The organism is Caulobacter sp. GW821-FHT09B11 (assembly GCF_059418205.1).
This window is the reverse complement of sequence record NZ_JBWKPK010000024.1, coordinates 10,609-32,942: the sequence shown is the minus strand read 5'-3', so window position 1 is coordinate 32,942 and position 22,334 is coordinate 10,609. Positions and strand designations below refer to the sequence as shown.

Here is a 22,334-nt window from a genome sequence, read left to right as displayed (position 1 = left end):
AAAGCCTCCGGGCCGTCCAATTCTCTCGAGGCGAACGCGCTCCGAGCCTAGAGGCCCGGCAGCTTGATCTTGCCTTGCTTCTCGCGGCTGATGACGATCGCGCCGCCACCGGTGAGGGCCTTCAGGCGGGCTTCCTCGGCGGCTGCGTCGACGGGAACCGGAGCGGTCGCGCCGGCCTCGGCGGCCGTCACGGCGCCGGCCGTCTTGTCGTCCTTCTTCCAGAACATCACCTTGCTGGCGAAGCTCTCGTCCTTGTGGGCCAGGTCGCCGTTCTCATCGTCGACGACGAAGCGGATCAGCGGGTCGGCCTTGTCGACGCCGGCCTTGGATACCAGCAGCTTCTCGCCGTCCGAACGGTTGGCGGCCACGCTCTGGCCCAGCAGCGCCTGACGGGCGGCGCTTTCCGGCTGCAGTTCCTGCGGACGCGGCTCGCCGGGCGCCGGCGGGCGCAGGCTGTAGTCCGGCGGAACGACGAGCGGAGCCTTGGTCACGACGCGGAACTCGTCGGGGACCACCTTGCTCATGCCCAGGGCCTTCGAGGCCGACTGGCAGCCCGCCAGACCGGTCGCGGCGGCCACGGCCAGCACGCTCAGGGTCGCAACCCGATTGAACTTCATGAAACCCATGCTCCAGCGGCCGCCCCCGGGGCCTAAAAATCGGACGCCCTCGATACGACATCCGAGGGCGGGCGCCAATGTCCTTCGGATTTGTGGCCTTGCTTGGGCGCTGAGCCCCCGTTTGGCCCCTATTCGGTCTGGTGAGACAGCTTCTTTTCTTCACTCACGAAACTGTCCAGCAACAGACAGGCGACCCCGATGTTGATCCATGAGTCGGCGACGTTGAAGACCCAGGGAAAGTGCAGGGCCGACACGTCGATGAAGTCGACCACGTAGCCGTAGATCATCCGGTCGATCAGGTTGTTGCCGACCGCGCCGGCGATGATCAGGCCCAGGCCCACGGCGACCAGCGGCCTGACCGTCTTGCTCGCCCAGATCCCCAGGCCGATCGCGACGGCCGTCGCAAAGCCGATCAGCAGCCAGCGCCCCCACTCGTGGTCGCGCAGCAGGCCGAAGCTCATGCCGTAGTTATGGACCATGGTGAAGTTGAGCGGCCCCACCACGTGGAGGCTGCTGCCCTGGGCCGTGCCCAGCAGGCCCAGGATCCAGACCTTGGAAATCTGGTCGAGCACCACCGCGACGACGGCGACGGCGTAGGCGGTCCAGCCCAGGCGGGTGATCTTCAAGGAAGCCACGTTCGTTCTCTCATCCCCGTCGTCCTTCTCCCCTTGCGGGAGAAGGTGGCCTGCGCAGCAGGTCGGATGAGGGGTCGCACCGGCCGAAACCGTGCGCGGCTGATCGCGCCTTCAACCCCTCATCCGTCGCCTGCGGCGACACCTTCTCCCGCAAGGGGAGAAGGAACAATGCGGCGAGCTTAAGCCCTTTGCGCGTCCCAGAAGGCCACGGCGTCGGCGTCGCGAAGGCTAAGCTCCGGATAGCGGGGGTCGGTTCCCACCTCCGGCAGGATGCGCCACGAACGGGCGCACTTGTTCCCCTCGGCCTTCACCGGATCCACCGACACGCCCTTGACCTCGTCGGTCGCAAACGCGCCGCCCTCGCCGGCGACCAGGGTCGCGGCGCTGGTGCGGAACACTTCGGCGGCGTCCAGTCCGTCGAACGCGGCCAGCAGGGCCTCGTCGGCGATGTGGACGACCGGAGCCGCCTCCAGCGCCGAACCGATGCGCTTTTCGCGACGCTCGACTTCCAGGGCGCCGGTGACGACGCCGGTGACGGTCTCGACCTTGGCCCAGCGGGCGGCCTCGGCCTGGTTTTCCCACGCCGCCGGGGTTTCCGGCACAACACGCAGGGCCACGGGGCCGGCTTCGGGGAAGCGCGTGACCCAGGCCTCTTCCATCGTGAAGCTGGCCAGCGGGGCCAGCCAGATGGTCAGGCGGTCGAAGACGTAATCCAGCACGGTGCGATAAGCCCGGCGGCGCAGGGCGCTCGGCGCGTCGCAGTAGAGGCTGTCCTTGCGGATGTCGAAGAAGATCGCCGACAGGTCGCTCTGGCAGAACTCGACCAGCGGCCGGATCACGTCCGAGAAGCGATAGCTCTCGTAGGCGGCCTTCACCTGGCCATCCAGCTCCCACAGGCGGTGCAGGATGAACTTCTCCAGCGGCGGGAACTCATTGTAGTCGGTGACCCGCTCGGCCTCGTCGAACCCGGCCAGGGCGCCCAGCAGGTAGCGCATGGTGTTGCGCAGCTTGCGATAGGCGTCGGTGGTGGTGGCCAGGATCGTCTTGCCGATCCGCTGGTCTTCCGAATAGTCGACCATCGCCGCCCACAGGCGCAGGATCTCGGCCCCGGACTCCTTGGTGATGCTCTGCGGCTCCACCGTATTGCCCTTGGACTTGCTCATCTTCTCGCCGTTCTCGTCCATGGTGAAACCATGGGTCAGGACGGCCTTGTAGGGCGCGCGGCCGCGCGAACCGCAGCCTTCGAGAAGCGAGGACTGGAACCAGCCGCGGTGCTGGTCGGAGCCTTCCAGATAGAGGTCGGCCGGCCAGGCGCTGTCGTCGCGGCCTTCGATGGTGAAAGCGTGGGTGCAGCCGCTGTCGAACCAGACGTCGAGGATGTCGCCGACCTTCTCGTACTGGGCCGGGTCGTGGTTGCCCAGGAAGTCGGCGTCCGGACGGGTGAACCAGGCGTCGGCCCCGCCTTCCGTCACGGCGGCCAGGATGCGGGCGTTGACGTCGGCGTCGACCAGCGGGTGGCCGGTGTGCTTGTCGACGAACATCGCCAGGGGCGTGCCCCAGTTGCGCTGGCGGCTGATCAGCCAGTCGGGACGGGTCTCGACCATGGCCCCGATGCGGTTGCGGCCGGCGTCGGGGTGGAAGGCGGTGTCGGCGATGGCCTGGACGGCCGTCTCGCGCAGGGTCTTGCCGCCCAGGGCCTCGACCTCGTGGTCCATGCGGATGAACCACTGCGGGGTGTTGCGGAAGATCACCGGGGCCTTGGAGCGCCAGCTGTGCGGATAGCTGTGCTCGACGCGGCCGCGGGCCAGCAGGTTTCCGGCCTCGATCAGCTTGTCCATGACCGCGCCGTTGGCCGGACCGAACTTGCCGATCTTCTTGCCCTCGGTCTCCAGCACCTTGAGGCCGGCGAACAGGGCCACCGACGGGTAGTAGGCGCCGTCCGGGTCGACGGTGTCGGGGATCTCGCGATGACCGTGGGCCAGCCACACCTGGTAGTCGTCGGCGCCGTGTCCCGGCGCGGTGTGCACGAAGCCCGTGCCGGCGTCGTCGGTGACGTGGTCGCCGGCCAGCAGCGGCACGGCGAAGCCGTAGTGGCTGTCCAGATCGGCCAGCGGGTGGGCCAGGACCATGCCCTCGCAGTCGACGCTCTCAACCTTCTCGAAGGCCGCGACCTTGGCGGCCTTGAAGACCTCTTCAGCCAGCTTTTCAGCCACGATCAGGCGATCGCCGACCTGGGACCAGGGGGCGAACTCGAGCCCCTCCTCCAGCGCCTTCACCTCGAAGACGGCGTAGGGGATGTCGGGGTTGTAGGAGACCGCGCGGTTGGCCGGGATCGTCCAGGGCGTGGTCGTCCAGATCACCAGCTTGGCGCCGACGGCGGCGTCCGAGCCCTCGACGACGGGGAACTTCACCCAGATCGTCGGCGAAACGTGGTCGTGATACTCGATCTCGGCCTCGGCCAGGGCCGTGCGCTCGACGGGGCTCCACATCACGGGCTTGGAGCCGCGATAGAGCTGGCCGCTCGAGGCGAAGCGGTGGAATTCCTCGACGATCTTGGCTTCCGAGGTGAAGTCCATGGTGGCGTAGCGGTTCCACCAGTCGCCCAGCACGCCCAGGCGCTGGAACTCGACCTTCTGGGCCTCGATCCAGCCGGCGGCGTAGGCGCGGCATTCGCGGCGGAACTCCTCGGCCGGGACCTCGTCCTTGCGGCGGCCCTTGGCGCGGAACTGCTCCTCGATCTTCCACTCGATCGGCAGGCCGTGGCAGTCCCAGCCCGGTACGTAGTCGACGTCGTAGCCGAGGGCGAAGCGCGAGCGGACGACGAAGTCCTTGAGAATCTTGTTCAGCGCGTGGCCGATGTGGATCGCGCCGTTGGCGTAGGGCGGACCGTCGTGCAGCACGAACAGCGGGGCGCCGTCGGCCTGGCGCCTGGCGCGCACGGCGCCATAGAGACCCTTGTCGGACAGGGCCGCCCAGCCCTCCAGGATCTCGGGCTCCTTCTTGGGCAGGCCCGCGCGCATCGGGAACGGCGTGTCGGGAAGGAAAACGGTTTCGCGGTAGTCGCGGGCGGGCGCGGCGTCGTCGGCCATGGGAAGGCTATCCAGCTCTGGAATGTCGGAAGAAGGCGGGTGGAACCCGGCGCGCGCTGGAGGTCTCGTCCGGCGGCGTCACGCCGGGCGGATAATTCGCGCGATCTTCCGAACGAAACTCATAGGGCGACGGGATAGCAGAGCGGGCGGCGAGCGCAAAGGGGAGCCTGACACGGAAACGGCCGCTCCAGAGGAGCGGCCGTCCGTTCGTTGCGTGATCCTCGTCCTTCGACAAGCTCAGGATGAGGACCATTGCAGGCTCGGTCGGCAGAGAACCTCATCCTGAGCTTGTCGAAGGATAAGGTTCCGCCACGAAGAAGATCAGCCCAGCTTGGCCAGGTCTTCCTCGCTGATGTCGGCGCTGGAATAGACGTTCTGGACGTCGTCGTCCTCGTCCAGGGCGTCGAGCAGCTTCATAAGGGTGGCGACGCTGTCGCCGGTGACCTCGTTCAGCAGCTTGGGCTTCCAGACGATCTTGGTCGAGGAAGCTTCGCCGAACTTGGCTTCCAGGGCGGCCGAGACCTCGTTGAGGTCTTCGAAGGCGGTGTAGACGGTGTGGCCGGAGCCCTCCTCGTCCATGTCGCTTTCGACGTCCTGGGCGCCGGCCTCGATGGCGGCTTCCATCATGTCGTCTTCGCTGGCCTTCTTGGCCGGATACTCGATCTGGCCCAGGCGGTCGAAGTTGAAGGTCACCGAGCCGGTGGCGCCCAGATTGCCGCCATACTTGGAGAACAGCGAGCGGACGTTGCTGGCGGCGCGGTTCTTGTTGTCGGTCAGCACCTCGACGATCACGCCGACTCCGCCCGGGCCCATGCCCTCGTAGCGGATCTCGGTGTAGTCGGCCGCGTCGCCCATCTGCGACTTCTTGATGGCGCGCTCGATGACGTCCTTGGGCAGGCTTTCGGCCTTGGCGTTGTTCACGGCCAGGCGCAGGCGCGGGTTCATGGCCGGGTCGGGCAGGCCGGTCTTGGCCGCCACGGTGATTTCACGCGACAGCTTTGAGAACAGCTTGGAGCGCGCGGCGTCGGCGCGGCCCTTGCGGTGCATGATGTTCTTGAATTTCGAGTGGCCGGCCATTCGGAGGCTCTTCTCTAGTGTGTGACAGTAATGGGTTGGCGGCGCTTCTACCGCTTCGGGGCGCGTCTTGTCACCCCGGGGATGGAACTGACGGCCGCGCCGACGGTTGAGGTTGCGCCGAGTTCCTTGATCGGGGGCGCGTCGGGCGCCGGCTCGGCCGGAGTATGGATCCTCATGCGGAAACTGATGCTCGCCGTCATCGGCGCGGCCCTGCTGGCGGCCGCGCCCGCCGCCATCGCCCAATCGCCCCAGTCCCACCCGCCGGGACACGGCGGCCAGGGTCCGGGCCAAGGCCCTGGCAATGGCCCGGGACACGGAAACGGCCCAGGTTCCGGCCCCGGCAGACCCACGCCCCTGCCCGGCCCCAATCGCCCGGGCGGTCCCGACTACGGCCACTGGGACAACCACTGGGGCGCCCGCCCGCCGACGCCGCCCTCGCACTGGAAGAAGCACAACAGCTGGTACCGCCACGTGCACGCCTGCCAGCAGCGCTATCGCAGCTACAACCCGCGCACCGACACTTACCGCGTGCGGCCGGGCGTCTATCGCCGATGCGTGCTGTAGCCTGAGAATGGCGCGGAGCCCGTCAGGCTCCGCGCCAGGACCTCACGCCACCTTCAGCTCGACCACGACGTTGCCGCGGGTGGCCTTGGAGTACGGGCAGACCTGGTGAGCCTTGTGCAGCAGGTCCTCGGCGACCGCGCGATCGACTTCAGGGGCGTTCAGCGTCAGGCGCACGCCGATGTGGAAGCTGACGTCGTCCTTGATCAGGTCGACCTCGCTGTCGAGGCTGTGCTCGCCAAGGGCGACGCCCTGGCCGCGCGCGACCAGGCCCAGCGCGCCGAGGAAGCAGGCCGCGTAGCCGGCGGCGAACAGCTGCTCGGGATTGGTGCCCTCGCCGTTGCCGCCCAGCGACTTGGGATAGCCCAGCTGCACGTCCAGGTGACCGTCGTCGGTCTTGGCGGTTCCCTGGCGCCCGCCCACGGCGTGGGCCTTGGCGGTATAGACGGTGGTGTCGGTCATGAGGGCTCCTCTGGCTGGCCTCGGATCGAGCTTGAGCCTCCGATCGTGACAGATGCAAGCGGGAGTAGATTGTCGGAAAGCGCCGCGTGGACACGCCGCGCACCGCAATGATAGGGCGAGCGCTCCACAGCTCGGGGGCGAGAATGAAGACTTTGACGCGCATCGTCGGCGCCGCGTGGCTCGCCACGGCCGCCCTGGCCGGACCCGCGCTCGTCCAGGCCCAGCCGGCGACGCCGCCGTCCAACGCCGCCCAGCCCGCCTCTCCCGAGCAGATCGCGCGAGGCCGCCGCCTGATGCGGGCCATGAACATGGAGACGGGCATCGCCCAGACGCTGGACCTGCTGATCGGCCAGACCCGCGAGCAGACCCTCAGCCAGGTCAAGACCCTGCCGGTCGAGAAGCAACGCCCCGTGATGGACGCCTTCGCCAACGCGGTCGAAGCGCCTCGCGCCCGCCTGACCGAAGGCGTCCTCGACGACCTGGCGGCCTATTACGCCGGCCAGCTGACAGCCGCCGAGATCGACGACCTCAGCGGCTTCTACGAAACCCCGCTGGGCCGCAAGTCGGTGCTGACGCCCAACGAGATGACGCCCGAGGAGAACGAACAGCTCGGCGCCTACGCCCTTGAGCACCCGCAGGTCATGCGCATCCTCGAGCTCGTTCCGGGCTCCATGGAGACGACCCGGTCCTCGCTGCAGCGTCGCGGCCCGATCTTCCGGACGGCCTTCACCAGGAACTACTGCGCCAACCTGGGCAGGATCGGCATGACCAACACCACCTGCCCAAAGCCGGCCGCGAAGAAGTAGCGCTCCGCTAGACCACCGGCACCGACTGCCGGAGCCGGCCGCCGACGCGGATCGGCTCGACGCGCACCGCCAGGCCCGTGCGGTCGTCGGTCTCGACGAACACGCCGCAGACCGTGGCCGGGCCGCTGGCGGGCTGGTAGCGACCGCCGCTGATCTTGGTGGTGAAGCGCCGCAGGGGCTCTTCCTTCTGGTTGCCGATCACGCTGTCGTAGTCGGCGCAGGCGCCGGCGTCGGTCTGGTAGGCCGTGCCGCCGGGCAGGATCTGGCAGTCGGCGGTCGGCACGTGGGTGTGGGTGCCCACCACCAGGCTGGCGCGGCTGTCGCAATAGTGGCCCATTGCCATCTTCTCGGACGTCGCCTCGCAGTGCATGTCGACGATCACCGCGTCAGCGACCTGGCCCAGCGGAGCCTTGTCGAGCTCGCGGTCGGCGGCGGCGAACGGGTCGTCCATGGCGTCCATGTGCACCCGGCCCAGCAGGTTGACGACGAACACCGTCTTCCCCGAGTCCGTCTGGAACAGGTGGCTGCCCCGGCCCGGGGCGTCGGACAGGATCGGGTAGTTGGCCGGACGGATCAGGCGCGGTTCGCGCACGATGTAGGTCAGGGCCTCGCGCTGGTCCCAGCTGTGGTTGCCCAGGGTCAGGCAGTCGGCGCCGGCGTCGAACAGCTCACGAGCGGTGTTCTCGGTGATGCCAAAGCCCGCGGCGGCGTTCTCGGCGTTGATGATGACGAACTCGAGGCCCAGTTGGCGACGGAGGCCCGGCAGGTGGTCGGCCAGGCCGTCGCGGCCCGACTTGCCGACGACGTCGCCGAAGAAAGCAAAACGCATGATCGATCAGTCCTTTCGGACCTCGATATACTCGTTTTCGGTAAGAATGGCGTCCAATCGTTGATCGTGCCGTTCGTCGGGCAGATTGTGGGTTTCCTGGCCGTGATAGGCGAGGCCCAGGACGAAGGCGTCCTTGCGCTGGCGCAGCGTCTCGAGAGCCCGGTCGTAGTAGCCGCCCCCCTGCCCCAGGCGGCGGCCCTCGCGGTCGTAGCCGAGCAGCGGCGCGACCACGAGGTCGGGCTGGACCACCGGGTTTTCGGCGACGGGCGCGACCAGGCCGATGGCGTCGCGGGCCAGGGGCTCGCCGGGCGTCCAGGCGCGAAACACCATGTGGCCGCCCTTGCCGTGCGGATCGGCGCCCTCGACGCTGGGCAGGGCCAGGCTCCAGCCTTGCTCGGCGAGCCAGTCGGCCAGGGCGCGGGCGGAAACCTCGGATCCCAGGCCATGATAGAGGGCGGCGACCTTGCCCTGCGGCTGCGGAAAGCGCGCCGACAGCGGCTCACGCCCCGCATCGACCAGCATCCAGTCGGCCTCGGGATGCTCAAGAGCCAGCTGTTTGCGGCGATTGCGCACGAAGACGCGCAGGGCGGACTTGGCGGCGGCGGGGTCGGCGATGGTCATGGCCGACTTCTAACGCGGGAATGGCGGGAGAGGGAAAGGGTGGCGGCGCCGCGAAGAACCGTGAAGACGTTTCAATCCACTCGAACCTGTTAGTTACAGGTGGGCCCCGTGTTCCCGCAGCCACGGCCACGGGAGGGAACAGGTCCCGATAGAGAGATTAAGGTCCCTGGGAATAGAAATCTTCGACGAGGGCCGCAGCAGGACCCGCCACGGAGCAATATAGGGGGTCGGACCGCTCAGCGATAGACCCTCACGTCCGACGAGATGTCGCGCCGGCCGAAAACCCCCTCAGTCGCTTCGCGACACCTCCCCCAGAGGGGGAGCATCTTGGCGCTTCAGATCCTCCCCCTCTGGGGGGAGGCGGCCCGAAGGGCCGGAGGGGTCAGCCCGCCGCCAGCTTCTCGATGCGCTCGGCGGCGGCGTCGATGGCCTTGATGGCGCGGATTTCGACGCGGGTCTGTTCGTTCTGCAGGCGGGCCAGTTCCGACTGGTTGTGGGCCAGGCGCAGCTTCAGGTCCGACAGCTCGTCGGCCAGCAGCAGGGCGCCCATCAGGAACAGGCGCGTCTCGCCCAGCTGGCCGACCTCCTGGCTGACCTGGCGGACCTGGCGATCGAACAGGCGCGCGATCTCCAGGAGGTGCGCCTCCTGGCCGTCTTCGCAGCCGACGGTGTAGGGCCGGCCGTTCACGTGGATGGTCAATTGCGCCATGGGCTCAGGCCTTCGCGGGCGGGTCGGGGTCGAAGGGCGGATCGTCCTCGTCGAACGGCGGCTCCAGGTCGTCCTCGACGACATCGGTGAGCTGGAGTTCGTCTTCGTCGTCGTGGACCCCTTCGCCGATCAGGCTTTCGTCGCCCAGGGCGGCGCGGATCTCGGCGATGGCGCGGCCCAGGGCCTCGCTGGCCTGCTCGCCGGCCTCTTCCAGGGCGCGCTCGCGCACACGGGCGGCCTCCAGGTCGGCGGCCAGCTGGGCTGCCTGCTCGACCACCGCCACATCGGCCGGAGCCGGCGACGCCTCGAACAGGTCGCCCGAGGTCGGCTGGGCGGCAAGACGCGCATGCTCGGCCCGCTCGGCGGCGATTTTCTGCTCCAGGTTCGCGACGGCGCGTTCGAGCCGGCGCGCGGCCAGGTCGAGGGCGCTTCCTTCGCCCGGGGTCATCGGCAAGTTCCCATCATGCGGCGCAACATATAGATCGCCGCCGACTTCGCCAGCGGGCGTGACCACAATTGGGCGATGTTACCGGCGTCACAACAATAGCTAATCTGTTGTGAGCGTTCCTGGGCTTGACTTCGCCGCTCGCGACCGCGAAACCGCCTGCAAAATCAAGGAACGCCGCTCGCTTCCGAGCGGGTCCGATCGTGAGGAGAAAGACCACATGGCCCTTCGCGTCGCCATCAACGGCTTCGGCCGCATCGGCCGCCTCGTGCTGCGCTCCATCGCCGAGAACGGCCGCCGCGACATCGAGGTGGTGGCGATCAACGATCTGGGCCCGGTCGAGACCAACGCCCACCTGCTGCGCTACGACAGCGTGCACGGCCGCTTCCCCGGCGTCGTCACCTCGGGCGAGGACTGGATCGACGTCGGCACGGGCAAGATCAAGGTCACCGCGATCCGCAACCCCGAAGAGCTGCCGCACGGCGACCTCGGCGTCGACATCGCCTTCGAGTGCACCGGCATCTTCACCGCCAAGGACAAGGCCGCCCTGCACCTGAAGGCCGGCGCCAAGCGCGTGCTGGTCTCGGCTCCCGCCGACGGCGCCGACAAGACCATCGTCTACAAGGTCAACCACGAGACCCTGACCGCCGACGACATCATCGTCTCGAACGGCTCGTGCACCACCAACGCCCTGGCCCCGGTGGCCAAGGTCCTGCACGATCTGGTCGGCATCGAGCGTGGCTACATGACCACGATCCACAGCTACACCGGCGACCAGCCGACGCTGGACACGATGCACAAGGACCTCTACCGCGCCCGCGCCGCGGCCCTGAGCATGATCCCGACCTCGACCGGCGCCGCCAAGGCCCTGGGCCTGGTGCTGCCGGAACTGAAGGGCAAGCTCGACGGCTCGTCGATCCGCGTCCCGACCCCGAACGTCTCGGTCATCGACCTGAAGGTCGTGCCCTCGCGCGACACCACGGTCGACGAGGTCAACGCCGCCCTGCAGGCCGCCGCCGACGGCGCCATGAAGGGCGTGCTGTTCACCACCACCGAGCCGCTGGTCTCGTCGGACCTCAACCACATCGCCGCCAGCTCGACGGCCGCCCTGCCCCAGACCCAGGTCATCGAGGGCAAGCTGGTCCGCGTGCTCAGCTGGTACGACAACGAGTGGGGCTTCGCGACCCGCATGAGCGACACCGCCCTGGAAATGGCGAAGTTCCTCTAAGCCTTCAAAAACCCCCGCCCTTCCAAGGACGGGGGTTTTCCTTGGCCTCTCGCGAGGCCGCCCTCGTCCTTCGACAGGCTCAGGATGAGGGCTGATGCAACGCCTGCTCTGTTGGACCTCACCCTGAGCTTGTCGAAGGACGAGGTCCAACGCACCGACCTTCAGGATCTTCCCGATGACCTTCCGCACCCTCGACACCGCCGATCTCGCCGGCAAGCGCGCCCTGGTCCGGGTGGACTTCAACGTGCCCGTCGATGGCGGCCGGATCACCGATGACACCCGCCTGCGCGCGGCGCTGCCGACCATCGCCTTCCTGTCCAAGGCCGGCGCCAAGGTCGTGCTGCTGGCCCACTTCGACCGCCCCAAGGGCAAGGTCGTGCCGGAGATGAGCCTCGGCTTCGTGGCCGAGCCCCTGAGCAAGCTGCTGGAGCAGCCGGTGGCCTTCGCCTCGGACGCTATCGGTCCTGAAGCCGCCAAGGTCGTCGACGGCCTGGAGAACGGCGGCGTCGCCCTGCTGGAGAACGTCCGCTTCCACGCCGGCGAAGAGAAGAACGACCCCGAGTTCGCCGCCGCCCTGGCCGCCAACGGCGATGTCTACGTCAACGACGCCTTCAGCGCCGCCCACCGCGCCCACGCTTCGACCGAAGGCCTGGCCAGGCTGCTGCCGGCCTATCCGGGCCTGGCCATGCAGCGCGAGCTGGAAGCCCTGGACGCGGCCCTCGGCAATCCGAAGAAGCCGGTGATCGGCATCGTCGGCGGCTCCAAGGTCTCGACCAAGCTCGACCTCCTGAACAACCTGGTCGCCAAGCTGGACCGCCTGGCCATCGGCGGCGGCATGGCCAACACCTTCCTCTACGCCCAGGGCCACGACGTCGGCGGCTCGCTCTGCGAAAAGGACCTGGCCGACACCGCCCGCGAGATCATCGAGAAGGCCAAGGCCGCCGGCTGCGAGCTGCTGCTGCCGGTCGACGTGGTCGTGGCCAAGAAGGTCGCCCCGGGCGTCGAGACCGCCGTGCGCCAGCTGGGCGACGTGCAGGCCGACGACCTGATCCTCGACGCCGGTCCGGAAAGCGCCAAGCGCCTGCTGGCGGCGATGGATCAAAGCGTCACCTTGATCTGGAACGGCCCTCTGGGCGTTTTCGAAGTGCAGCCCTTCGACGAAGCGACCGTTTCGGCGGCGAAACACGCGGCGGAACTGGCTAAATCGGGTAAGATCGTGGCGGTTGCAGGCGGCGGTGATACTGTCGCGGCGCTCAACCACGCGGGCGTGTCGGCCGACTTCACCTTCGTTTCGACGGCGGGCGGCGCGTTCCTGGAATGGATGGAGGGCAAGACGCTTCCGGGCGTCGCGGCCCTGGAGGCCTAAGGGAGGACCTTCTCCGGCCAGCCGAACGGCGCCGGACCTCAGCAAAGTCGGAACGCCCCGCCCCGAGCCTTTCGGGTCCGGGGCTTCCGCTCTCGGATCACCGGACGAGGAACCGGCCCCGGGAACCCTGGGCAAAGAGCGCAAAAGCGCCGCGCCCCAAAAACAAGAAACACGTCAACGACTTCAAAGCTTGCAGGAGAAATACCACGTGGCGAGGATCACGCTTAGGCAGTTGCTGGACCATGCGGCGGAGCATGAGTACGGCCTGCCCGCCTTCAACATCAACAACATGGAACAGGGCCTGGCCATCATGGAGGCCGCCGACGCGGTCGATAGCCCGGTCATCATCCAGGCGTCGCGCGGGGCGCGCAACTACGCCAACGATATCATCCTGACCCGCCTGATCGACGGGCTGGTCGAGCTCTATCCCCACATCCCGGTGTGCATGCACCAGGACCACGGCAACGGCCCGGCGACCTGCGCCACGGCGATCCAGTACGGCTTCACCTCGGTGATGATGGACGGCTCGCTGATGGAGGACGCCAAGACCCCGGCGTCCTACGAGTACAACGTCGACGTCACCCGCAAGGTGGTCCAGATGGCCCACAGCTGCGGCGTCTCGGTCGAGGGCGAACTGGGCGTTCTGGGCTCGCTGGAAACCGGCATGGGCGAGGCCGAAGACGGCCACGGCTTCGAAGGCAAGCTGTCGCACGACGAGCTGCTGACCGATCCGGACCAGGCGGTCGACTTCGTGCAGGCCACCGGCGTCGACGCCCTGGCGATCGCCATGGGCACCAGCCACGGCGCCTACAAGTTCACGCGCAAGCCGGACGGCGACGTCCTGGCCATGAACGTGATCGAGGAGATCCACCGCCGCCTGCCCAACACCCACCTGGTGATGCACGGCTCGTCCAGCGTTCCGCAGGACCTGCAGGACATCATCAACCAGTACGGCGGCGAGATGCCCCAGACCTGGGGCGTGCCGGTCGAAGAGATCCAGCGCGGCATCAAGCACGGCGTGCGCAAGATCAACGTCGACACCGACAACCGGATGGCCATCACCGGCGCCATCCGCAAGCTGCTGATCGAGAAGCCGCACGAGTTCGACCCGCGCGCCTATCTGAAGCCGGCCAAGGAAGCCATGCGCAAGGTCTGCCAGGCCCGCTTCGTCGAGTTCGGCTCGGCCGGCCACGCCAGCAAGATCAAGGCGATCTCGACCGCGGTCATGGCCAAGCGCTACGCCGCCGGCGAACTGGACGCCAAGTTCGGCGCCGCGGCCGGCAAGGCCGCCGCCGAATAGGCGATCGGCACGGCGCGATCGCAAACGGCCCTCCCGGTTCGCCGGGAGGGCCTTTTCTTTGCGTCAGAAGCCGTAGTTGACGCCGACTGTGAGGCGCGAGCTGTAGACGGGCCAGATGTAGACGGCCGAACCGTCCTCGAACGGCTTGGAGGCCCGCGTCAGGGTTCCCGGCGCCGTCTGGACGCTGTTCAGCGAGAGGTCGCGGCGCCGCTCGACGGCGACGAAACCGCCCAGCGGTCCGTGCACGTAGTCCAGGCGTGCGCCCACGGCGCCGATGACGCCGTCGTTCATGTCCTGGATCGTCGAACGGCTGCTGTAGCCGGCGGTCTGCTCTACCATCAACGAGGTGGCGGTGAGGTCGGCGATCTCGTAACCGATCCGTGAACGGATCGACCAGGACAGCCCCTCGATCCGGGGTACGCGCGCCGACAGCGCGCTCGTCAGGGCCAGGCGCCCAACCGGACCGTCGGCCGAGCGGAACCCCGCGATGTTACGGCCGAACGCGGCCATCTGCTCGCGCTCCTCGATCGTCCACCAGCCGGCCCCCAGTTCGCCGCCCACGCTGGCCAGGGCGCCCCTGAATACGCCGGCGAGCTGGAAGTCGCGGGCCGCGCCGAGGTCGATATCCACCTTCTTCGAGGTCTGCCTGACATTGTCGGCGAACAGTCGCGACGTCGGTACGCCCGCGCCCCTGAAGCGGACGACGTCCAGCGTGACCGGGAAGCGATAGGCCGGCGAGCAGAACCCGCACGGCAAGATCAGCTGCCCCGGCCCGGTGACCACATAGTCCGGCGTGAAGGGATCGATGCTGCTCTTGGTCCGCTCCAGCTGGTTGCCGATCCGCGAGGTGAAGCGCCAGCCCTGGTTCCCCAGGCCCGCAGGCGCGAACTCGCCCCCCAGGGTGAAGCCGGAAGACCAGCTGCGCACATGCGGCGTCGGCCCGTCGCGCCCGCCGCTAACCGTATAGTCGCTGTTGAGGCTCGGCAGGGCCTGGGTCGCCAGCACCGGCGTGCTGCTGAAGGCGTAGCCGACGCGGGTCTCGACGGCCAGGCGCCCGGCCGAGGTCGGCTGGCGGTCGGCCTCGAAGACGCTGGCCTCCACCCGGAAGCGGGGCGCGCCGTCGTTGTCGAGATGGATCATCTCGGAGGCCGGGGCAGGCGCATCCTGGGGCGGCGGCGGCGACGCGGCGGCCAGGACGGGACGGGCCCGGCAGGCGATGGCGTCGGCGCGCTGGCGGTCGGCCTCGACGCGCAGGCGCTTGTATTCGGCCCATTCGGCGTCGCCCGCCGCGCCGACGGGGCCGTTGCGCGCGGCCAGGGCCACCTTCTCGGTGGCGGCCCTCATGGCGGCGAAGGCCTGGTCCTCCAGGCGCGAGACAACGGCCTCCGCCGCGGCGGCGTCGCAGGTCTGGGCGGGGGGCGGCGGCGGCATCAGGAATGGCATGGAACCTCCATCAAGCTATGCTTGTGGTTGTCGCATGGCGCACCGATAAGATGAACCAGCCAACCTGCGCCTTCAGACCGTCAGGCGGTTGATCGCCGCGCCGGCCGCTCCGCTCAGCAGCATGCCGCCGCCGTACCACAGGCCGACGAACAGAAAGGTCGAGTGCGGGCAGTGCAGGCCATAGACGCTGGCCGCCACCCCGCCGGCGAAGATCCCCGCCGCGAAGCCGGCCAGGCTCGGGCGATCGCAGGCCATGCCGCGCAGGGCGGTCAGGCTCAGCAGCAGGGTCGGCAGGGCCAGGGCGACGATGTTGAAGAAGCACGACCCGATCGAGACCGGCGAGAACTGGCGCGCCAGCAGGGCCGGCTCCAGGCGTCCGATCTCGGCGACGCCGCCGACCACGAAGACCAGGGCGGCCACGGCGGCCAGGATGATGACGGTGGGCGCGGGCGGCCCACGACGCAGCAGCCGGGCCAGGCCGTCGAAGCCGGCCGCCCCCACCGCGGCGGTGAAGGCCATCTTCAGCCAGAAGAACGGCTGGGAAGGCGCGGTCTCGATGTCGGGCCGCAGGTCGAGCCAGAAGAAGATCAGCAGCAGGGCCGCCAGCCCGCCGGCCACGCCGATCTCGGCCAGCCGCCAGGCCGGGCGAGCAACGCGCGGCCCTTGGCCGGACGGGCGTCGGCGCGCGTCCTCGGCCAGGACGGCGTCGTCATAGGTCGCGTCGTCGAAGGCCAACCGCTTCCCCCCGCAACAGTCCCTTTGTTGTCGGCCGTCGTCCCCCGCCGGCTCGCGCTCTTGAGATGCGCTCTCAAAAGGTGGAGCGAATGCGTAAGGCTTAGGCAGAGGAAGTCAATACCGGCGTTCTTCGACTCCTGTGGAGCGGTTGTGGACGCTCTCGATTCGCGCATGGCGACGCTTTCGGCGCCGCGCGTTCAGGCCGCTCGCTTCAATCCGACCACGGATCGTCCCAGCGCCAGCCGATCGGCGGTCAGCGCCAGGAGCGCGCCCAGACCGTAGCAGACGAGATCCGCAGGATCGAACACCCCGCCGAACACCACGCGGGCCAGGGCGCTGCCCTGAAGTCCGACGAGAGCCAGGACATGCGCGGCCTGGCCAAGCTCGATCGCCACGCCCAGGCCGAAGGCGCTCACCGCCGCGCCTTTCGCTTTCAGGGGCGTCACGCCGCGCAGGCCGAAATGCACCATGACCACGGCCAGCACGTCGCCCAGATAGGGCCGCACGAAACGGTCACGCCACCATAGAGCGATGGCGACCTCGACCGCGAACAGCGTCAGGGCGACAACCAGATGGCCCAACCGAATCCGCATGCCTCTCCCCGCTCGAACGGCCAGGAGGAAGCCGCGTCGGGGCGATCAGTGCAAGGTGGGACGAACCGGCGAACGGCGCCACAGCTGGGCGGTCAGGGCGTTGGCCACGCCCAGCCAGCCGAGGTCGGGCGACGAGGCGCCGCCGACCTTGCGGGCCTCGACGGCGTAGGCGGCCGAGGCGCCCAGAGAAGCCGTCGCCACCGCCAACTGGCCGCCGCCCCGCTTCGTGCCGAACGCCAGCCACAGGGCGTTGAAGCCCTGGGTCAGACTCCACAGGGTCAGCGCCCGGGTGCGAGCCGGGCTGGACGGCGCGTTCCAGGTGCGCAGGCCCGACAGGGTCATGGCGATGAACAGCGGCGGCAGCAGCAGGCTGGTCAGGGGCTTGGGCTGATGGGCGACGGGCTCGTGCATCTCGGCGTAGCCGACCGCGTATTCCTCGTCATCGATCACCCGCTCGTGGCGGCGGCCCATCAGCGTCGCGGCCAACAGCGCCCCGCCGGCCAGGGCCAGGCCTATAGCCAGTTGCGCGCCGGCGCTGTTTCCGCTGGTGTCCGGCTGGAACGCTTCGCGGCCGGCCAGGGTGCGATGGGCGTACGGCTTGCCGGTGGTGATGCGCATGACGGACTCCTCGATAACTTGGAACCGTAAACCGCTCAGCTTTCGGCTTGGTTCCAGATGACCCGCGCCCCCACGACTCCCATCCTGCTACGTCCCGCGCGCGCCGTCGAGGTCGAGACGATCCGGGCGCTGGAGCGCGCTTCGGCCCAGCGCTTCGTCGGCCTGATGGACGCCATCGCCGCCGACGAGCCGACGCCCTTGGCGGTGCTGATCCAGCGCGTGGCCGAGGGCGGCCTGCTGGTCGCCGAGGCGGGCGGCGAGATCGCCGGCTTCGTCATGTTCCGAGCGCTGGAGGACGGGCTCTATGTGGAGCAGCTCGACGTCCTGCCCGCCTTCGCCGGCCGGCGGATCGGCGCGGCGCTGCTGGACGCCGTGGGCGAACGGACGAGCGGGCGCCTGACCCTCTCGACCTTCCGCGACGTGCCCTGGAACGCGCCCTACTACGCGCGGCTGGGGTTCGTGGAGGTCCAAGCGCTGACGCCCGGCATGGCGGCGATCAGGGCCGAGCACCTGGTGCGGGGATTGGACGAGTCCGCCAGGCTTTTCATGGCCCGGCCGGGCTGACGGGAAGAAACCTCGTCCTTCGACAAGCTCAGGATGAGGTTTCTACTGCGGCGCCTGCATTTGATCCTCACCCTGAGCCTGCCAAAGGGCGAGGATCAGCACCTACCGCGGCAGCAGCGAGATCGCGGTGCTGGCCACGGTGCTGACCGGCAGGGCCTTGAGGTCGGGCGAGCGGATCACGGCCACGTGGCCGCGCGGGCCGCACAGCGCCGGGTCCGAGGCGTCGGAGAACAGGGCGATGGTCGGTGCGCCGGCCGCCGCCAGCAGGTGGGTCGGGCCGGTGTCGTTGCCGACCACCAAGGCCGCCTTGGCGCCGAGCACCGCCAGCTGGGCGAAGTCGGTGCGGCCGGTGAGGTCGCGGGCCTGGCCGGCCGCCTTCTGGATCTGGCGGGCCATGGCGCTTTCCTGCGGCCCGCCGATGATGACGATGTCCAGGCCCTTCGATTTCAGCAGCGCCGCCAGCTGGGCGTAGCTTTCCACCGGCCAGCGCTTCTCGGGCCGGTGGGCCGAACCGCCGGGCACCAGCAGCACATAGGGCTTGGGCGTCACCGCCCCGGCCACCGGCCGGGCGTCCTTGTGCTTGCGCAGGATCCACGACAGGTCCGGCGGCGGGGCGCTGCCCGGCTCGATCGGCGCGTCGGGCCAGATACCGGCCTGGCGCAGCTGGTCGGCGTGCCGCTCCAGCGTGTGCATGTGATAGCGGGCGCGGCCGCGCTGGGGCAGGCTGGCGCCCTTGGCGATGCCCGACCACTGCGGCGGGAACGGCCGCAGGGCCTGGAAGTACCAGCCGGTGCGGCTGTTGGTCTGCAGGTCGTAGACGCGGTCGTACTTGGCCTTGCGGATGCGGCCGAGCATCTTGAAGAGGTCGCCGGCGTCGCTGGGACGGCCGTCCACTTCCACCGCGTTGAAATAGGGCGACAGGCGGGCCAGGGCTTCGAACGGCGGGGTGGTCAGCAGGGTGATCTTGGCGCGCGGGTGGGCCTCGCGGATCTTCTTCATCGCCGCCAGGGCCAGGACGAAATCGCCCAGCGCGCCCAGCTTGATGACCAGGACCTTCTTGATCTCCTTGCTCAACCCTTCGACTCCGAAACTCTCACACCGGCCCTGTGGGCCGAGATCACGCGCGCATAGACCTTAAGGGTCGCCTCGACCATGGCGTCCACCGAATACAACCGACGGGCTCGGGTTCGCGCCGCCACGCCCATGGCCAGGCGCCCCGCGGCTCCCGCCTCGCAGGCGTCGTTCAGGGCCTTGGCCCAGGCCTCGACGTCGCCGGGCGCGGCCAGCCAGCCGGTTTCGCCGGGAACCACCGTCTCGCACGTCGCCCCATGGTCGGCGGCGATCACCGGGCGGCCCATGACCTGCGGCTCGACCGCCGTGCGGCCGAAGGCCTCCGGCTCCAGCGAAGGGGCGATGGCGAGGTCGGCCAGCAGATAGGCGGCCGGCATGTCGTCGCAGTGGCCCACCAGCTTGACGCTGTCTTCCAGGCCCGCCTGCGCGATCATGTGCTCGAGCTCGGCGCGATAGCCCTTGCGGCCCTGGTCGTCGCCGGCCAGCAGCAGCAGCACCCGGACGTCGCCTAGCGCCTTCAGCCGGGCCACCGCCTGGATCGCCAGCCCCTGGCCTTTCCAGCGGGTCAGGCGGCCGGCCAGCAGCACCTTCAGGCGTCGCTCGTCGGCGGCCACGCCCCAGGCCTTGCGCAGGGCCTCGACCCGCTCGGCGGCGACGAAGCCGGGCTCGAAGCGCGAAAGGTCCACCCCGCGCGGGATGGCCACCACGCGCTCGGGAGCGACGCCGTGCTCAGCGATGACGTGGGCGCGGGTGTATTCGGAATTGGCGATCACCAGGTCGCCCTTGGTCATCACCGCGTTGTACCAGCGCTTGAGGCTGGACTTGGCGTTGTAGACCCCGTGGTAGGTGGCCACGAACGGCGTGCGGGTGGCGTGGGCCGCCCACAGGGCCGAGAAGGCCGGGGCGCGCGAGCGGGCATGGACCAGGGTCACCTTCTCGCGGCGGATCAGGTCGATCAGGCGGGCGGCGTTGCCCAGCATCACCAGGGGGTTCTTCGACTGGGCCGGCATCTGGGCCAGGCGACCGCCGTCGGCCTCCAGCCGCGAGGCCATGCGGCCGCCTCGGGTGGCGACCAGGGCCTTGCCGCCCAGGGCGACCACGCCATGGGCCACGTCGATCGTGGTCTGCTCGGCGCCGCCGGTCTCCAGTTCCGGAGTCACCTGCAGCAGGGTGAAATCATCGGGAAGGATGGACACGCCGCGCTCTGAAGAGGTTAGGAGAAGCTAGTTAGCGAAACGAACAAGGCCGCGCCATGACCGAAGTCCGCGATTTCCTCCCGCGCGAAGAAAATCAGCGTCTCGCGTACCGCCGGATCGACGGCGAAGGCCCCACGGTGGTCTGGCTGGGCGGTTTTCACTCCGACATGACCGGGACCAAGGCCCAGGTCCTGGCTGACCAGGCCGTGGCGACGGGCGGCGCCTATGTCCGCTTCGACTATTTCGGCCACGGCGAATCGTCGGGCGACTTCAAGGACGGAACGATCAGCCGCTGGCGGGCCGACGCCCTCTGCGTGATCGACGACCTGACCGAGGGACCGCTGGTGCTGGTCGGCTCGTCGATGGGCGGCTGGCTGGCGTGCCTGGCGGCCATCGCCCGGCCCGAGCGGGTCAAGGCCCTGGTGCTGGTCGCCCCGGCCCCCGACTTCACCGAGAAGCTGATGGCGCCCGACCTTTCCGACGAGGCCAGGGCGGCGATCGAGCGCGACGGCTTCTGGATCCGGCCGTCCGAATACGACGACGGCGGCTACGCCATCACCCGCGACCTGCTGGAGGACGGCGGCCGCTGGTCGATCCTGCCCGGCCCCGTGCCGATCGACGTTCCCGTCCGCGTGCTGCAGGGCGGCCAGGACGAGGACGTGCCCTGGACCCATGCCCTGGAGCTGGCCAACGGCCTGACCAGCGCCGACGTCATCTTCTCGCTGATCAAGGACGGCGACCACCGCCTGTCGCGCCCGCAGGACCTGGAACGCCTGGTCGCCGCCGTGGCCGAGGCCCGCGTGCTGGCCACGCCCGTGGAAGACGACCCCGTGGCCCGCCGCCTGGCCCGCGCCGCCGCCGCCCGCTCGGCCGGCCAGGCCCCGGCGGCGGCCTGGGCCGCGGCCGACCTGGGGGACGAGGAGGAGTAGGCGGGAACCTTCCCCCCACAATCTCCCGTCATTCCCGCCCTTGTGGCGGGAACCCCTCTATCAGCCGCGGGGGCGGTAGTGGCGGCGTGCCGAGCACGCCGCTCGCACTTCTACTTGCGAACGGAACCAGGGGTTCCCGCCACAAGGGCGGGAATGACGGGAAAAGAGGAAAGGTCTTGCGGCTCGCAAGGCCGCCGCAACCTCGACCTCTCTAGCCCCTACCCCTTCAAAATCGCCGCCAGGCCTTCGCGATAGGTCGGGTGCTTCGGCCGCCACCCCAGCTCGGCCTTGGCGAGCGCGTTCGAGACGCGCTTGTTCTCGGCGTAGAAGCGGCGAGTGGCGGGCGACAGGCCCATGGCGTTGAAGGGCAGGTCCGGCGGGACCGGCGCGCCCAGCAGAAGGGCGGCGTGCTCCATCACGTCCTGCGGCGGGGCCGGCGCGTCGTCGCACAGATTGTAGACCGCCCCGGCGCGGGGCTTCTCCAGCGAGGCCAGCAGGCCGCTGACAATGTCGTCGCGGTGGATGCGGCTGAACACCTGGCCCGGCTTGACGATGCGACGGCCCTCGCCGGCCCGCAGTCGGTCGAAGGCGCTGCGGCCCGGGCCATAGATTCCCGGCAGGCGGAAGGTCACGACGGTAAGCCCCATGCCACGGCAGACCTGTCGCCAGTCGCGCTCGGCGCCGACCCGGCGCGCGCCCTCGACCGACTGGGCCTTCAGCGGGCTCGTCTCGAACACCCAGCGCCCGTCGAAGTCGCCATAGACGCCGGTGGTGGAGAGGTAGCCGATCCAGTCGGGGAAGGCCTCGGCGGCGGCCAGGGCGGGAATCACCGCCTCCAGCGCCGGACAGCCCTCGCCGGTCGGCGGCGAGGTGACCAGCACCGCGCTGACGCCACGCATGGCCTCGACCATCGCGGCCTTGTCGTCCGGATCGACCGCGGTGAAGCCCCGGGCCTGCACCGCCGCCCGCGCCTCGGGCGTGCGGCCCGTCGCCGCGACCGACCAGCCCCGCGCCGCCAGAGATTCGGCGAAGGCGGCGCCGACATAGCCCAATCCAAACACGAAGAGACGCAAACGCGAGATCCCGACCCCAATTCCAAGGGCCCAATGAGCCGCCTAAACGGCCGGTTCCGCAAGTGCGACATTCATCCCCATGAAGTTCGCCAACACCGCTTGCCAAGCGCGGATCGCTCTGCCATAAGCCGCCTCCTCGTCGCGGGGCGCTGTTTTCAGCCTCTTCGATGCGGGCGTAGCTCAGTGGTAGAGCGCCACCTTGCCAAGGTGGATGTCGAGAGTTCGAATCTCTTCGCCCGCTCCATTCCCTCCTCCCTGGAGGTCGTGGACAGAGACAAGAAAATCGGTGCGCGGGCGTAGCTCAGTGGTAGAGCGCCACCTTGCCAAGGTGGATGTCGAGAGTTCGAATCTCTTCGCCCGCTCCATT

Annotated in this window: 24 protein-coding genes and 2 tRNA genes; 9 read left to right on the top strand and 17 right to left on the bottom strand. The window is 69.1% G+C overall.

Translation table 11 applies throughout. The features are described 5' to 3' along the window. Positions 1-47: 47 nt before the first annotated feature. From AC07N1_RS17690 to AC07N1_RS17670, 5 genes are all read right to left on the bottom strand, one after another. The gene (locus AC07N1_RS17690; protein ID WP_494672974.1) at positions 48-617 is read right to left on the bottom strand and encodes a DUF3035 domain-containing protein; all 570 of its coding nucleotides are present in this window, start codon (positions 615-617) and stop codon (positions 48-50) included. A 128-nt stretch (positions 618-745) separates the two neighbouring features. After that, on the bottom strand, positions 746-1,252 hold the full coding sequence (gene lspA, locus AC07N1_RS17685) for a signal peptidase II (protein WP_494672973.1): 507 nt from the start codon (positions 1,250-1,252) through the stop codon (positions 746-748). 10 nt (positions 1,253-1,262) lie between these two features. Next, positions 1,263-1,421: a hypothetical protein gene (locus AC07N1_RS17680; protein ID WP_494672972.1), complete on the bottom strand. Its 159-nt coding sequence runs from the start codon at positions 1,419-1,421 to the stop codon at positions 1,263-1,265. Positions 1,422-1,431: 10 nt separating this feature from the next. Continuing rightward, positions 1,432-4,341, bottom strand: a complete 2,910-nt coding sequence (gene ileS, locus AC07N1_RS17675; protein ID WP_494672971.1) for an isoleucine--tRNA ligase — start codon at positions 4,339-4,341, stop codon at positions 1,432-1,434. 321 nt (positions 4,342-4,662) lie between these two features. Then, a complete protein-coding gene (locus AC07N1_RS17670; RefSeq protein WP_494672970.1) occupies positions 4,663-5,418 on the bottom strand; it encodes a YebC/PmpR family DNA-binding transcriptional regulator in 756 nt (251 codons plus the stop codon). 174 nt (positions 5,419-5,592) lie between these two features. Here AC07N1_RS17670 and AC07N1_RS17665 point away from each other — a divergent pair, with 174 nt between their 5' ends. Then, positions 5,593-5,982, top strand: a complete 390-nt coding sequence (locus AC07N1_RS17665; RefSeq protein WP_494672969.1) for a BA14K family protein — start codon at positions 5,593-5,595, stop codon at positions 5,980-5,982. Positions 5,983-6,024: 42 nt separating this feature from the next. Here AC07N1_RS17665 and AC07N1_RS17660 read toward each other — a convergent pair whose 3' ends face one another. Continuing rightward, a complete protein-coding gene (locus AC07N1_RS17660) occupies positions 6,025-6,441 on the bottom strand; it encodes an organic hydroperoxide resistance protein (RefSeq protein WP_494672968.1) in 417 nt (138 codons plus the stop codon). A 143-nt stretch (positions 6,442-6,584) separates the two neighbouring features. Here AC07N1_RS17660 and AC07N1_RS17655 point away from each other — a divergent pair, with 143 nt between their 5' ends. Further along, positions 6,585-7,247, top strand: coding sequence for a DUF2059 domain-containing protein (locus tag AC07N1_RS17655; RefSeq protein ID WP_494672967.1), 663 nt, complete (start codon positions 6,585-6,587; stop codon positions 7,245-7,247). Between the two features lie 7 nt (positions 7,248-7,254). Here the strand turns inward: AC07N1_RS17655 and AC07N1_RS17650 are convergent, their stop codons facing one another. The 4 genes from AC07N1_RS17650 to AC07N1_RS17635 form a co-directional block, all read right to left on the bottom strand. Beyond that, complete coding sequence (locus AC07N1_RS17650; RefSeq protein WP_494672966.1) at positions 7,255-8,076, bottom strand: TIGR00282 family metallophosphoesterase; 822 nt, start codon at positions 8,074-8,076, stop codon at positions 7,255-7,257. 6 nt (positions 8,077-8,082) lie between these two features. Then, entirely contained in the window at positions 8,083-8,697 is a 615-nt protein-coding gene (locus AC07N1_RS17645; protein WP_494672965.1) for a 5-formyltetrahydrofolate cyclo-ligase, read from the bottom strand. A 382-nt stretch (positions 8,698-9,079) separates the two neighbouring features. Continuing rightward, positions 9,080-9,406, bottom strand: a complete 327-nt coding sequence (locus AC07N1_RS17640; RefSeq protein ID WP_110119535.1) for a cell division protein ZapA — start codon at positions 9,404-9,406, stop codon at positions 9,080-9,082. 4 nt (positions 9,407-9,410) lie between these two features. Beyond that, positions 9,411-9,854: a hypothetical protein gene (locus AC07N1_RS17635; RefSeq protein WP_494672964.1), complete on the bottom strand. Its 444-nt coding sequence runs from the start codon at positions 9,852-9,854 to the stop codon at positions 9,411-9,413. Between the two features lie 217 nt (positions 9,855-10,071). Here AC07N1_RS17635 and gap point away from each other — a divergent pair, with 217 nt between their 5' ends. The 3 genes from gap to fba all read left to right on the top strand — a co-directional run bounded on the left by gap (position 10,072) and on the right by fba (position 13,745). Then, positions 10,072-11,079 carry a type I glyceraldehyde-3-phosphate dehydrogenase gene (gene gap, locus AC07N1_RS17630; protein WP_487288554.1) on the top strand — a complete coding sequence of 336 codons (1,008 nt, stop codon included), beginning with the start codon at positions 10,072-10,074 and terminating at the stop codon, positions 11,077-11,079. A gap of 175 nt (positions 11,080-11,254) precedes the next feature. Further along, positions 11,255-12,445, top strand: coding sequence for a phosphoglycerate kinase (locus AC07N1_RS17625; RefSeq protein WP_494672963.1), 1,191 nt, complete (start codon positions 11,255-11,257; stop codon positions 12,443-12,445). Between the two features lie 208 nt (positions 12,446-12,653). Then, positions 12,654-13,745 carry a class II fructose-bisphosphate aldolase gene (fba, locus tag AC07N1_RS17620; RefSeq protein WP_494672962.1) on the top strand — a complete coding sequence of 364 codons (1,092 nt, stop codon included), beginning with the start codon at positions 12,654-12,656 and terminating at the stop codon, positions 13,743-13,745. 63 nt (positions 13,746-13,808) lie between these two features. Here fba and AC07N1_RS17615 read toward each other — a convergent pair whose 3' ends face one another. From AC07N1_RS17615 to AC07N1_RS17600, 4 genes are all read right to left on the bottom strand, one after another. After that, positions 13,809-15,188, bottom strand: a complete 1,380-nt coding sequence (locus AC07N1_RS17615; RefSeq protein ID WP_494672961.1) for a hypothetical protein — start codon at positions 15,186-15,188, stop codon at positions 13,809-13,811. Between the two features lie 72 nt (positions 15,189-15,260). Next, positions 15,261-15,923 carry a DUF1109 domain-containing protein gene (locus AC07N1_RS17610; protein ID WP_494672960.1) on the bottom strand — a complete coding sequence of 221 codons (663 nt, stop codon included), beginning with the start codon at positions 15,921-15,923 and terminating at the stop codon, positions 15,261-15,263. A 197-nt stretch (positions 15,924-16,120) separates the two neighbouring features. Beyond that, positions 16,121-16,516, bottom strand: coding sequence for a ribosomal maturation YjgA family protein (locus AC07N1_RS17605; protein ID WP_494672959.1), 396 nt, complete (start codon positions 16,514-16,516; stop codon positions 16,121-16,123). Positions 16,517-16,561: 45 nt separating this feature from the next. After that, complete coding sequence (locus AC07N1_RS17600; RefSeq protein WP_110119541.1) at positions 16,562-17,134, bottom strand: TspO/MBR family protein; 573 nt, start codon at positions 17,132-17,134, stop codon at positions 16,562-16,564. A 57-nt stretch (positions 17,135-17,191) separates the two neighbouring features. Between AC07N1_RS17600 and AC07N1_RS17595 the strand changes: the two genes are divergently transcribed. Beyond that, positions 17,192-17,698, top strand: coding sequence for a GNAT family N-acetyltransferase (locus tag AC07N1_RS17595; RefSeq protein WP_494672958.1), 507 nt, complete (start codon positions 17,192-17,194; stop codon positions 17,696-17,698). Positions 17,699-17,800: 102 nt separating this feature from the next. Here the strand turns inward: AC07N1_RS17595 and AC07N1_RS17590 are convergent, their stop codons facing one another. Together AC07N1_RS17590 and AC07N1_RS17585 are read right to left on the bottom strand one after the other, a co-directional pair. Next, positions 17,801-18,772, bottom strand: coding sequence for a glycosyltransferase family 9 protein (locus AC07N1_RS17590; RefSeq protein WP_494672957.1), 972 nt, complete (start codon positions 18,770-18,772; stop codon positions 17,801-17,803). Further along, on the bottom strand, positions 18,769-19,965 hold the full coding sequence (locus AC07N1_RS17585; protein ID WP_494672956.1) for a glycosyltransferase family 4 protein: 1,197 nt from the start codon (positions 19,963-19,965) through the stop codon (positions 18,769-18,771). The genes AC07N1_RS17590 and AC07N1_RS17585 overlap by 4 nt, the downstream gene beginning before the upstream one ends. A 56-nt stretch (positions 19,966-20,021) precedes the next feature. Between AC07N1_RS17585 and AC07N1_RS17580 the strand changes: the two genes are divergently transcribed. Next, the gene (locus AC07N1_RS17580) at positions 20,022-20,894 is read left to right on the top strand and encodes an alpha/beta hydrolase (protein WP_494672955.1); all 873 of its coding nucleotides are present in this window, start codon (positions 20,022-20,024) and stop codon (positions 20,892-20,894) included. Positions 20,895-21,112: 218 nt separating this feature from the next. Here the strand turns inward: AC07N1_RS17580 and AC07N1_RS17575 are convergent, their stop codons facing one another. Next, positions 21,113-21,967, bottom strand: coding sequence for an SDR family oxidoreductase (locus AC07N1_RS17575; protein WP_494672954.1), 855 nt, complete (start codon positions 21,965-21,967; stop codon positions 21,113-21,115). 169 nt (positions 21,968-22,136) lie between these two features. On the opposite strand from AC07N1_RS17575, the gene AC07N1_RS17570 reads away from it, so the two are divergent. Together AC07N1_RS17570 and AC07N1_RS17565 are read left to right on the top strand one after the other, a co-directional pair. Further along, positions 22,137-22,211 (top strand) — tRNA-Gly (locus AC07N1_RS17570). Between the two features lie 46 nt (positions 22,212-22,257). After that, positions 22,258-22,332 (top strand) — tRNA-Gly (locus AC07N1_RS17565). Positions 22,333-22,334 lie beyond the last annotated feature (2 nt).

Excerpts from the sequence above, each read along its gene's own strand:
- AC07N1_RS17650 (WP_494672966.1), bottom strand. The coding sequence starts at position 8,076 with ATGCGTTTTGCTTTCTTCGGCGACGTCGTCGGCAAGTCGGGCCGCGAC.
- AC07N1_RS17605 (WP_494672959.1), bottom strand. The coding sequence starts at position 16,516 with ATGCGGATTCGGTTGGGCCATCTGGTTGTCGCCCTGACGCTGTTCGCG.
- AC07N1_RS17665 (WP_494672969.1), top strand. The coding sequence starts at position 5,593 with ATGCGGAAACTGATGCTCGCCGTCATCGGCGCGGCCCTGCTGGCGGCC.
- AC07N1_RS17615 (WP_494672961.1), bottom strand. The coding sequence starts at position 15,188 with ATGCCATTCCTGATGCCGCCGCCGCCCCCCGCCCAGACCTGCGACGCC.
- AC07N1_RS17670 (WP_494672970.1), bottom strand. The coding sequence starts at position 5,418 with ATGGCCGGCCACTCGAAATTCAAGAACATCATGCACCGCAAGGGCCGC.
- AC07N1_RS17690 (WP_494672974.1), bottom strand. The coding sequence starts at position 617 with ATGAAGTTCAATCGGGTTGCGACCCTGAGCGTGCTGGCCGTGGCCGCC.
- AC07N1_RS17635 (WP_494672964.1), bottom strand. The coding sequence starts at position 9,854 with ATGACCCCGGGCGAAGGAAGCGCCCTCGACCTGGCCGCGCGCCGGCTC.
- AC07N1_RS17640 (WP_110119535.1), bottom strand. The coding sequence starts at position 9,406 with ATGGCGCAATTGACCATCCACGTGAACGGCCGGCCCTACACCGTCGGC.
- gap (WP_487288554.1), top strand. The coding sequence starts at position 10,072 with ATGGCCCTTCGCGTCGCCATCAACGGCTTCGGCCGCATCGGCCGCCTC.
- AC07N1_RS17600 (WP_110119541.1), bottom strand. The coding sequence starts at position 17,134 with ATGCGCATCACCACCGGCAAGCCGTACGCCCATCGCACCCTGGCCGGC.
- AC07N1_RS17660 (WP_494672968.1), bottom strand. The coding sequence starts at position 6,441 with ATGACCGACACCACCGTCTATACCGCCAAGGCCCACGCCGTGGGCGGG.
- AC07N1_RS17645 (WP_494672965.1), bottom strand. The coding sequence starts at position 8,697 with ATGACCATCGCCGACCCCGCCGCCGCCAAGTCCGCCCTGCGCGTCTTC.
- AC07N1_RS17580 (WP_494672955.1), top strand. The coding sequence starts at position 20,022 with ATGACCGAAGTCCGCGATTTCCTCCCGCGCGAAGAAAATCAGCGTCTC.
- AC07N1_RS17595 (WP_494672958.1), top strand. The coding sequence starts at position 17,192 with ATGACCCGCGCCCCCACGACTCCCATCCTGCTACGTCCCGCGCGCGCC.
- AC07N1_RS17625 (WP_494672963.1), top strand. The coding sequence starts at position 11,255 with ATGACCTTCCGCACCCTCGACACCGCCGATCTCGCCGGCAAGCGCGCC.
- ileS (WP_494672971.1), bottom strand. The coding sequence starts at position 4,341 with ATGGCCGACGACGCCGCGCCCGCCCGCGACTACCGCGAAACCGTTTTC.
- AC07N1_RS17655 (WP_494672967.1), top strand. The coding sequence starts at position 6,585 with ATGAAGACTTTGACGCGCATCGTCGGCGCCGCGTGGCTCGCCACGGCC.